General features: G+C 71.0%; 11 protein-coding genes. 6 read left to right on the top strand and 5 right to left on the bottom strand.

Annotated features, from left to right (window positions below):
- Together WA805_RS08860 and WA805_RS08855 are read left to right on the top strand one after the other, a co-directional pair.
- Positions 1-599: sensor histidine kinase (locus tag WA805_RS08860; protein ID WP_425242096.1), on the top strand; the 599-nt coding region annotated here is incomplete at its 5' end.
- 10 nt (positions 600-609) lie between these two features.
- Positions 610-1,305 (top strand): response regulator, encoded by a 696-nt coding sequence (locus tag WA805_RS08855; RefSeq protein ID WP_425242095.1) that lies wholly within the window; start codon positions 610-612, stop codon positions 1,303-1,305.
- Here WA805_RS08855 and WA805_RS08850 read toward each other — a convergent pair.
- Both WA805_RS08850 and WA805_RS08845 read right to left on the bottom strand, forming a co-directional pair.
- The gene (locus tag WA805_RS08850) at positions 1,302-1,796 is read right to left on the bottom strand and encodes a MarR family winged helix-turn-helix transcriptional regulator (RefSeq protein ID WP_422272225.1); all 495 of its coding nucleotides are present in this window, start codon (positions 1,794-1,796) and stop codon (positions 1,302-1,304) included. The genes WA805_RS08855 and WA805_RS08850 overlap by 4 nt on opposite strands.
- Before the next feature lie 15 nt (positions 1,797-1,811).
- Complete coding sequence (locus WA805_RS08845) at positions 1,812-2,711, bottom strand: methylenetetrahydrofolate reductase (RefSeq protein ID WP_422272227.1); 900 nt, start codon at positions 2,709-2,711, stop codon at positions 1,812-1,814.
- Between the two features lie 154 nt (positions 2,712-2,865).
- Here WA805_RS08845 and WA805_RS08840 point away from each other — a divergent pair, with 154 nt between their 5' ends.
- Positions 2,866-3,750, top strand: a complete 885-nt coding sequence (locus WA805_RS08840) for a dioxygenase (RefSeq protein ID WP_424562269.1) — start codon at positions 2,866-2,868, stop codon at positions 3,748-3,750.
- A gap of 379 nt (positions 3,751-4,129) precedes the next feature.
- Here the strand turns inward: WA805_RS08840 and WA805_RS08835 are convergent, their stop codons facing one another.
- Complete coding sequence (locus WA805_RS08835) at positions 4,130-4,906, bottom strand: class II glutamine amidotransferase (RefSeq protein WP_425242094.1); 777 nt, start codon at positions 4,904-4,906, stop codon at positions 4,130-4,132.
- Between the two features lie 54 nt (positions 4,907-4,960).
- Positions 4,961-6,409, bottom strand: a complete 1,449-nt coding sequence (hpaB, locus tag WA805_RS08830) for a 4-hydroxyphenylacetate 3-monooxygenase, oxygenase component (protein ID WP_422275975.1) — start codon at positions 6,407-6,409, stop codon at positions 4,961-4,963.
- Between the two features lie 112 nt (positions 6,410-6,521).
- On the opposite strand from hpaB, the gene WA805_RS08825 reads away from it, so the two are divergent.
- Positions 6,522-7,088: a phosphatase PAP2 family protein gene (locus WA805_RS08825; protein ID WP_422275973.1), complete on the top strand. Its 567-nt coding sequence runs from the start codon at positions 6,522-6,524 to the stop codon at positions 7,086-7,088.
- Between the two features lie 21 nt (positions 7,089-7,109).
- On the opposite strand, the gene WA805_RS08820 is transcribed toward WA805_RS08825, so the two are convergent.
- Positions 7,110-8,129 carry a WD40 repeat domain-containing protein gene (locus WA805_RS08820; protein ID WP_425242093.1) on the bottom strand — a complete coding sequence of 340 codons (1,020 nt, stop codon included), beginning with the start codon at positions 8,127-8,129 and terminating at the stop codon, positions 7,110-7,112.
- A 168-nt stretch (positions 8,130-8,297) separates the two neighbouring features.
- Between WA805_RS08820 and WA805_RS08815 the strand changes: the two genes are divergently transcribed.
- Both WA805_RS08815 and WA805_RS08810 read left to right on the top strand, forming a co-directional pair.
- Positions 8,298-9,191 (top strand): ATP-binding cassette domain-containing protein, encoded by an 894-nt coding sequence (locus WA805_RS08815; protein ID WP_425242092.1) that lies wholly within the window; start codon positions 8,298-8,300, stop codon positions 9,189-9,191.
- On the top strand, positions 9,188-9,372 hold a 185-nt coding region (locus tag WA805_RS08810; protein ID WP_425242091.1), incomplete at its 3' end, for a hypothetical protein. The genes WA805_RS08815 and WA805_RS08810, both read left to right, overlap by 4 nt.

Here is a 9,372-nt window from a genome sequence, read left to right as displayed (position 1 = left end):
GGTTCGCTGAGATCGGCGACACCGCGCGGGCCGGGCTGACCGAGATGCGGCGGCTGCTCGGCGTCCTCCGCGAGGATGCGGAGGACGCCGGCGCGACCGTCGCCGACCGGCATCCGCTGCCCGGGCTGCCCCAGCTCGCGGAGCTGGTCGACGCGGCCAGGGACGCGTCGGGGGCGGGCATCAGGCTGATCGTGTCCGGCCCCGTGACGGAGTTCGACCCCGGCCTCGAGCTCGCCGCCTACCGGATCGTGCAGGAGGCGCTGACCAACGCGCGGCGGCACGCGCCTGGCGCCGCCGTCGACGTGGAGCTGCGCTACGCCGACGACGCGCTGCGGCTGCGGGTCCGCGACAACGGCCCGGGACCCGAGGGGGCGCCGGAGAGACCAGGGACCGAGAGTTACAGGCCGGCGGACCTGGCGGGCGGCGGGCATGGACTGCTCGGGATGCGGGAGCGGACGCTCGCGGTGGGCGGCACACTGTGGACCGGGCCCGCGCCGGGCGGCGGGTTCGTCGTCGAGGCGGTCCTGCCGGCGAAACCGGAGGTCGCCGGGCTGCGGGAGCCCTCGGCCCAATCGTCCCGAGCGGAGGCAGCCCCGTGAGCGAGGAAACGTGAGCGAGGACATCGGCATCGTCGTCGCCGACGACCATGAGGTCGTGCGGGCCGGGTTCGCGGCGCTGCTCGACACCCAGCCGGACTTCACCGTGCTCGGCACCGCGTCGGACGGCGCCGAGGCGATGCTAGCGTGCGAGGAACTCAAGCCCGACGTGGTGCTGATGGACGTGCGGATGCCAGGCACCGACGGCATCGAGGCGACCAGGCAGCTGGTGGCCGGCGCCGGGCACGTGCCGCGGGTGCTGATCCTGACCACGTTCGACCTGGACGAGTACGTCTTCGACGCGCTGCGGGCGGGCGCCAGCGGGTTCCTGCTCAAGGACGCGACCGCTGAGCGGCTCTTCGAGGCGGTCCGCGTGGTCGCGGCCGGCGAGGCGCTGCTAGCGCCGGCGGTCACCCGGCGCCTGATCAGCGAGTTCACCCGGATCCGGCCGGGCGCCAGAGCGGCCGGGCCCGCCTCGGTCGCGCCGGCGGCGTTCGCCGCGCTCACCCCCCGGGAGACAGAAGTGGTCCGGCTGGTCGCCGAGGGCCTGTCCAACCCGGAGATAGCGGCCCGCCTGGTCGTGACCGAGGAGACGGTGAAGACGCACGTCAGCCGGATCCTCGCCAAGCTGGGGCTGCGGGACAGGACGCAGGCCGTCGTGGCCGCGTACGAGTCGGGCCTGGTGGTGCCGGCCCGCGAGCGGAGCTAATCGGGCGGAGCTGGAGAGGCCACGGGTCCGTTCGGGATGATCGTTGACCGCGCCAGCCCGGTGAGGACCTCATCGCTGATCGCGCCGAGTTCCCGCAGCTGCTCGGGAGTCAGCACGTCGATGAGCAGCCTGCGCACCGCGGCGACGTGGCCGGGGGCGGTCGCGACCACCTTCGCCCAGCCGTCGTCGGTGAGCACCGCGTTGATGAACCGGCCGTCGCCCGGGCAGGCTTCACGGCGGACCCAGCCCCTGGCCTCGAGGCGGCTGACGACGTGCGACAGCCGCGACAGCGAGCCGCTCGCCATCGCGGCCAGGTCGCTCATCCGCAGCGTACGGTCCGGGGCCTCGGACAGGCCGGACAGCACGAGGTACTCGAATTGGCTGATGCCCGCGTCCCGTTGCAGCTCGGCCTCGATGGCGGCGGGCAGCCGGATGAGCAGCGCGACAACGGAACGCCAGGCGGCTTGCTCCTCGGCCGTGAGCCAGTTCATGCCTACCAGGCTACGTCATGAGGTTGACGCTTCAAGCCCTGCCGCCTCGACAACACGGGCGACCGCCTCGGCCTCCCAAGTGGGCGCCATGATGTGCACGCCCGCCACGCCGGGCACCTCGCGCAGCTGGCTGATCACGTCGGCGGCGACCCGGACACCCGCCTCCTTCGCGTCATCGCCGGTCAGGTCCTTCAGGCGGGCGAAGGTCGCGTCGTCGACCTCGACGCCGGGGATGTGGTTGTGCATGTGCTCCAGCGCGCGGGTGCTGCGCGGCGGCATGATGCCGACGAGGACGGGGACGTTCTCGAGCAGGCCCTGCTCGGTGAGCGGGGCGAACCATTTCGCGAAGCGCGGCACGTCGTAGACGATGTTGGTCTGGAAGAACTCGGTGCCGGCGTCGAGCTTTGACTTGACCTTCTCCGGGGCGTCGACCAGCGGGTTCATCGCGCTCGCGACGTAAAAGTCTGTTGGGGTGGAGAGCTTCTCGCCGGCGGCGAGTTCACCGTCGTTCATCTTCCTGATCAGCCGGACGAGGCCGAGGGAGTCGACGTCGCCGACCTTGGTGGCGATGTCCGCGTACTTGCCGACCTTCAGTGGGTCGCCGGACAGGGCGAGGATGTTCCTGACGCCGAGGGCCCAGGCGCCGAGGAGATCGGCCTGCAGCGCCATGATGTTCCTGTCGCGGGTGGTCACCTGCATGATCGGCTCGAGACCCTGCTCGATCATCCAGACCGAGACAGCCAGCGGGGTGACCTTGACCGTGGCCGCCTGGTTGTCGGTCACGTTAGCCGCGGCGACCAGCGGCGCCAGCTTCGCCGCGGTGGCGCGCACCGGGTCGGCGACGGGATCTACTGGCGGGTTGAGTTCGGCGGTGACCGAGAAGGTGCCCGCGGCTAGTTCCTCGCGTAGGGTCATTCTCCGATTGTTCGCCTGTCCGGCGGTTATGGGAACTGTCCGGGCGCACAAGGTCCCCGGTGCCGCGCGCGGGCACGGCAATAAGTTGACGCTTCAAGGTTCTTACGGTTAGGTTTGATGGGTCAAGTTTCTATTGCCGAGGTGGTGAGTGGTCGTGGCGACGCGCTCGATCTTCGATCCGCTGGTGCCGGCGGGCGCGTACGACGAGTTCGCCGCGACGGCGGCCCCGGCCAGCGCCGCGCAGCGCGCGTGGACTCCCGATGACGGCGCGCTGCCCGCTTTGTACATAGGGCACGGCGCTCCCCCGCTGCTCGACGACGCGGAGTGGATGGCGCAGCTCGCGTCGTGGACGCACACGCTGCCCAAGCCGCGGGGCGTGCTGATCGTCTCGGCGCACTGGGAGGCCGCGCCGCTGATGCTGTCCGCGCCTGGCGCGGCGACGCCGCTGGTCTACGACTTCGGCGGGTTCCAGCCGCGGTACTACACGCTGACGTATCCCACGCCGGACGCGTCGTCCCTGGCGCGCGAGGTCGCGGGCCTGATGCCTGCCGCTTCCGGCGTCCACCAGCACCCGAGCCGCGGGCTCGACCACGGGGCCTGGGTGCCGCTCATGGTCATGTACCCGCTCGCGGACGTGCCCGTGCTGCAGCTGTCGATCCCGACGTCGGACCCGTCCGCGTTGCTTTCGCTGGGCGCTCGGCTGCGGCCGCTGCGCTCGTCCGGGGTGCTCGTCATCGGGTCGGGGTTCCTCACCCACGGGCTGCCGTTCGTGACCCGTGAGATGGTGTTCGGGTCGGCCGTGCCTAACTGGTCGTCCGACTTCGACCAGTGGGCCGCCGAGGCGCTGGAGCGCGGCGACGTGGAGACGCTGGCCCGGTTCCGGCAGGCGCCGGGGATGCCGTACGCGCACCCGACGGCGGACCATTTCCTGCCGCTGTTCGTCACGCTCGGCGCCGCCTCCGACCCGACGGCGCCCGTGGAGACGGTGATCGACGGCTACTGGATGGGCTTCGCGAAGCGCTCCTTCCAGGTCTCCTGACCCGGGCAGACCCCGCGGGGACGCTGTTGCCAGCGCCCCCGCAAGGCATGGTTCAGATACCCAGCCGGGGTATCGAGAGGGCTGTCGGCCATCATTGGGTGTCCTTTCGGGCGCCATCCGCCCGAAAGGACACCCAATCGGGGAACCGCAGCCCGCGCCTCATGGCGCACGCGGAGGAATGCCGGGAAAGGTTAAATATCCGGTCGCATATTCACGCCAGGCGCCCGGCCGCCTCCCTGCAGGCCGGTGTTCCTGTTTCTGCAGGCTGGTCCCAGATAGAAGGGGTGTCGATTGCGTAATCGACGTGGCCCGAGGATGCCAGCGCCCAGCCACGGCTTCTTGCTGTTATCAGGGGTCAGGGGCGTGGCAGGGGATTGGGTTATTCGGGGCGGAAGGGGAGCAGCTGGTCCTCGCCCGGGCGGACCACGGCATAGGTCGCCTCGGGCATTTCCTCCCACGCGCCGGGCAGGTCGCCGATCGGCTCGGAGACCACGAGCCGCGCGTCGTCCGGTACCTCGCGGAGGATTTCCCGGTCGGGATACTCCCGCCGGAGCGTGCGGACATCGCGGGTGTAGAACAGGGACCGGGAGTCGCCCTGGCTGGAGTACCGGAACGCCCACAAGGTCTCGCCGTCGGACGTCGCGAGAGTGCCCTGGAACGGGTAATCGACGCCCCGGCCTCGCCCGCGCGCCTCCACAAACCCGATCGCGCGTGCGACCGCTCCCGGCGGATCCTCCTGCAGGCCGAAGGTAAGCGCCAGGTAGAACAGCACCTCGGTGTCGGAGGTGCCCTGGATCTCCGGGTACAGGGACTCGTCGACCGCGAGCACCAGGTCGCGCTTGATCGCCGCGAAGCCGTCGATGAACCCGTTGTGCATGAATAGCCACCGGCCATGGCGGAACGGGTGGCAGTTGGTCTGCTGGACCGCCGAGCCGATCGCCGCGCGGACGTGGGCGAAGAACAGATGCGAACTGACGTGGCCGGCGAGCTCGCGCAGGTTCAGGTCATTCCACGCGGGTTCAATGCTGCGGAACAGCCCGGGGGCCGCGGCGGCGTCGTACCAGCCGACGCCAAAACCGTCGCCGTTGGTTGTCTCGGCTCCGAGCCGGGAGTGCAGGCTCTGGTCGATCAGTGAGTGAACCGGCGTGTAGAGCACTTCGCTCAGCGAAATTGGTGCGCCCGTGTAAGCGAGCCAGCGGCACATGCGTCATCACCGCCGCAGGAAATCCCGGACGCGGTCCGCGTACGGGGTCTTGTCGTAGCTTCCGGCGTAGGCGCCGGCCATCCGGACCGGGTCGCCGAAGAAGTAGTACTCATACAGCGCCTGGCGGCCCGCGAACGCTGAGATGCAGGTGTCCCAGGCGAGGCGGAACAGCCGGACTCGCTCCGCGCCTGACAGCGTCGCCGCCTGCAGGTAGGTGTCGATGTCGGCGGCGGCCGGGCCGGTCACGTCGGCCTCGGTGGGGGTCGCCATCAGGCCGGACGCGCCCAGCTTGCGCAGGATCTCCGGGAACCGCTGGTAGAGCCGCGGGTAGAGGTTGCGTGCCGCGTTGAGGGGTGCCCAGGCCGGGGTGAGCACGCCGTAGGAGTTGACCGCCGCGTCCGCCTCGGCGGCGCGGCCGAACGCGCGCAGCGTCTCCAGGGTCGTGATGATCTCGGCGAGGTCGGCCTGGACGTGCTGGAACTGGCCGATGCCGATCGCCTCCGTCAGCAGCGTGACCAGGCCGAGGATGTACTCGGTCTTCGCGGTGGTGCGGGCCAGCACCTGGTGCGTCATGTGCGCGACCGCCGACGTGGCGGTGTAGAAGCCGTTGCACAGTTCGGGATCGCCGAGGACGAAGCAGCGCTCGTAGGGGACGTGCACGTCGTCGAAGACCACCACCGCGTCGGATTCGTCGAACCGTGAGCCGAGCGGGTGGTCGAAGTGCGTCCGGCCGTAGTCCAGCGGCTCGCGGGCGATGTACCGCAGGCCTGGGGCGTCCGACGGGATCGCGAACGCGAACGAGTACGGCTTGTCCTCCGGCGTGCCGCGCAGCACGGTCGACGGGAAGACGAGCAGCTCGTCGGCGAACGGGCCGATCGTGGCGAGCATCCGCGCGCCGCGCACCACCACGCCGTTGTCGTCCTCGCGGACGACGTGTGCCATCAGCGCTCCCCCGGCCTGCTGACTGCCGGTGACCGCGCGGTTGGCCTGCGGCGGGATGAGGGTGTGCGTGCACAGCAGGTCTTCTTCGCGGACCTTCTCGTAGTACGCCGCGATGTTGCGCGCGAAAGCGGAGTCCGCCTGGCCGAACCAGTCGGCGGCCGACGCCAGCGCCATCAGCGCGCTGTTCAGGTAGTCGCCGGTGCGGCCGAGCATGCCCAGCGACCGGTCGGCCCAGAGCTTGAACGCCAGGCGGCGCTTTTCCAGGTCGGCCGGCGTGCGCGGCATCAGGAACGAGGTCGCCACGGGCTCGCCGGTCAGCGGCGACGGGTAGGTCAGCACGTCCCGGTACGCCGGGTCGTGCTGCATGTCGAACAGTTCCGCGTAGCTGCGCACCACATTGCGGAACGCGGGGTGCTCCGCCACTCCCCCGGTCAGCGTCTCGCCCTGGATCTCCACGTGCGTCCTGGCGGCGGCGAGCCGGTCCAGGAATTCCGCGCCGGTGCGTGCTGGCATGACCGGACCGTAACTCTCCGGCCGCGTGCGGGACAACCCGGGAATCGAGCTTGCCAGCCGGCCGTGACTGGTGGTTGCCTGGTCCCGTGAAGTACCGGTGAGGGATAGGACGGTGGCGGAGCGGGTCACGTACCTGCTTGAGCCGAAGAACTGGATCATCGCCACCGTTATCGTCGTCGGCTGGCATGCGGACGGTACGGCGGGCCTGGGCTGGGGACTGCTCGCGGCCTTCTTCGCGGGCGTGGTGCCCACGCTGTTCATCACCCGCGGCATCCGGCACGGCCAGTGGGACGACAGGAACGTCGGCGCCAAGCGCCCCAGGCTCATCGTCCTGACGTTCATCACCGCGTCGCTCGCGGCGGGCCTGGTGCTGCTCGTCGCGCTCGGCGCCCCGCCGGAGCTGTCCGGGTACTTCGGCTGCATGCTCGTCAGCGTGGCGGTGCTCGCCGCCATCACGACCGTCTGGAAGATCTCGATCCACTGCGCGGTCGCCTGCGGTTCCGTGACGATCCTCGGCCTGATGTACGGCCCGCGGGTCATCCCGTGCTACGCGCTCGTCGCGCTCACCGCCTGGTCTCGCGTCGTGCTGAAGGACCACACCACGGCCCAGGTCATCGCCGGCTGCGTCCTCGGCGCCGCCGCGGCCGCGGTCACGTACGCGGTCATCCCCCGCGGCTGACGGGGCCGCTAGAGGGGCCAGCTAGAGGGGCCAGAGGCGGGCGGTTTCGTCGGCGCTGGCGGTGGCGATCTGGCGACCGTCGGGGCTGAACGCCAGGGAGCTGACCGCGCCGGCGTGGCCTTCGAGGGTGCGCAGGCACTTTCCGGTGACCGAGTCCCAGAGCCGGACCGTGGCGTCCGAGCTTGCGGTCGCGACGAGCGCGCCGTCGGGGCTGAACGCGACGACGAACGCCGAGTCCGTGTGGCCTTCCAGGGTGCGGATCGGGGCACCGGACTCGGTGTCCCACAGCCTCGCGGTCGCGTCTTCGCTCGCGGCGGCCACCACGCGTCCGTTCGGGCTGAAAGCGACGGACCACACGGTGTCGGAATGGCCGCTCAGGATGCGCACGCAGTTGCCCGTCCGGACGTCCCACAGCCGTGTGGTGCCATCGAAGCTCGCGGTCGCGATCAGCGCGCCGTCCGGGCTGAACGTCACGGCGGAGACGATGCCGATGTGGCCGGTCAGGATGCTCAGGCACGCGCCGGACCTGGTGTTCCACAGCCGGATGGTGCCGTCGCCGCTGGCGGTGGCGAGCAGCGCGCCGTCGGGGTTGAACGCGGCGCCGTACACGATGTCGCTGTGGCCTTCGAGCACGTGCAGGGGGGCGCCGCTGCGCGACTGCCACAGCCGGACCGTCTCGTCGTAGCTCGTGGTGGCGAGCAGTGTGCCGTCCGGGCTGAAGGCGACGCCGAACACGGCGATCGTGTGGCCCACGAGCTCGTACGCGCAGGCGCCGGTCGCGACGTCCCACAGCCGCGGCGTCACGTCGGCGCTGACGGTGGCCACCCGGCGGCCGTCCGGGCTGAACGGCGCCGCGAACACCGCGTCGGTATGACCGGTGAACGTGTGCAGGAGCTGGCCGGTGGCGGCGTTCCACAGCCGGGCGGTGTTGTCTTCGCTAGCGGTGCTGACCCGGGCACTGTCCGGGCTGAAGGCCACCGAGTTGACCGCGCCCGTGTGTCCGGCGAGCGTGCGCACACCCGCCGTTTCGATAACGCTCATGTCTCCGCCCTCTGCGATCATCCGTGATGCGCGCCTTATTGTGCTACTACCGCGGGCGCACGCGGCCCGTTTTCGCGTGTTCGCCCCCCCTGTTGCACCATTTCGTGACATTGGGCGCGGTGAGACCGTTTGCGGGCGGTGGGCTACGCTGCGCGGCAGGAGGTCCGGATGCGGCTGGAGTCGGTGGGCAAGCGGTACGGGCTGCGCCAGCCATGGGTGGTGCGGTCCGTGAGCCTCGACGTGCTCCCCGGGCGGCTCATCAGGCTCGAGGGGCGGAACGGCAGCGGCAAGTCCACGCTGCTCCGGGTCGCCGCGGGGGTGTCGCTGCCGTCGAAGGGACGGGTGACCGGGCGGCCGCACACCGGGTACGTGCCTGAGCGGTTCCCCGGCGGGCTGCCGTTCTCCGGCCGCGACTACCTGCTGCACCTCGCCCGGGTACACGGCCTGCGCGGTCCCGCGGCGGCGCGGGCAGTGGATGAGTGGCTGGACCGGCTGGGCGCGGCGAGCTACGCGGGCCAGCCGCTGCGGGCGCTGTCGAAGGGCATGTGCCAGAAGGTGGCTCTCGCTCAGGCGCTGCTCGCCCGCCCGGGGCTGCTGGTGCTCGATGAGGCGTGGACCGGGCTCGACCAGGCAGCGCGCGGCGAACTCGACGCCGCCGTCGTGGAGCGGCTGGCCGACGGCGGGGCCGTCATGTTCGTGGATCACGAGCAGGCGCGGCTCGCCGGGCGGATTTCCGAACGCTGGCGGCTGGATGACAGCGGGCAGGTGACCGTTGTCGCTGGCGCGGGCGACGGGGCGCGTTCAGGTTCCGCGCCGGAGAGCGTCGTCGTGATCGAACTGACCGGGCTTGAACCATCGTCGGCGACTGTGCTCGGCGGCCTGCCGGGCGTGCTGTCCTGTGGCGATGGCGCCGTGCGCGTGTCGTCCGGCGTGTCCGATGAGGTGCTGCGGCAGGTGCTCGGCTGGGATGGGGTGCACGTCACTGGCGTGCGCACCGAGCAGGCCGAGCCGTCGGGGCAGGCCGAGCCGTCCGAGCGCGGCGGGCGGGCGGCCGGGCGATGACCGCGCTGCTGCGTTACCAGGCGGCCCTGCTGCTGCGGTCGAACCGGTGGATCTTCCCGCTGATCGCCTACGGGGCGCTGATCGCCGTCGGGGCCGCCGCGTCGACGCCGCTCGCCGAAGGGCTGGACTGGAGCGCCGCGATGCTGGTGCCGGCCGTCGCGTTCATCACAAGGTCCATGCT

The organism is Trebonia sp., assembly GCF_049794275.1.
GTDB lineage: Bacteria > Actinomycetota > Actinomycetes > Streptosporangiales > Streptosporangiaceae > Trebonia.
This window is presented reverse-complemented; position numbering and strand designations above follow the sequence as displayed.

Bases quoted from the DNA above. Each gene is read 5' to 3' on its own strand.
- WA805_RS08850 (WP_422272225.1), bottom strand. From the start codon at position 1,796: ATGAACTGGCTCACGGCCGAGGAGCAAGCCGCCTGGCGTTCCGTTGTC.
- WA805_RS08845 (WP_422272227.1), bottom strand. From the start codon at position 2,711: ATGACCCTACGCGAGGAACTAGCCGCGGGCACCTTCTCGGTCACCGCC.
- hpaB (WP_422275975.1), bottom strand. From the start codon at position 6,409: ATGCCAGCACGCACCGGCGCGGAATTCCTGGACCGGCTCGCCGCCGCC.
- WA805_RS08820 (WP_425242093.1), bottom strand. From the start codon at position 8,129: ATGAGCGTTATCGAAACGGCGGGTGTGCGCACGCTCGCCGGACACACG.
- WA805_RS08815 (WP_425242092.1), top strand. From the start codon at position 8,298: ATGCGGCTGGAGTCGGTGGGCAAGCGGTACGGGCTGCGCCAGCCATGG.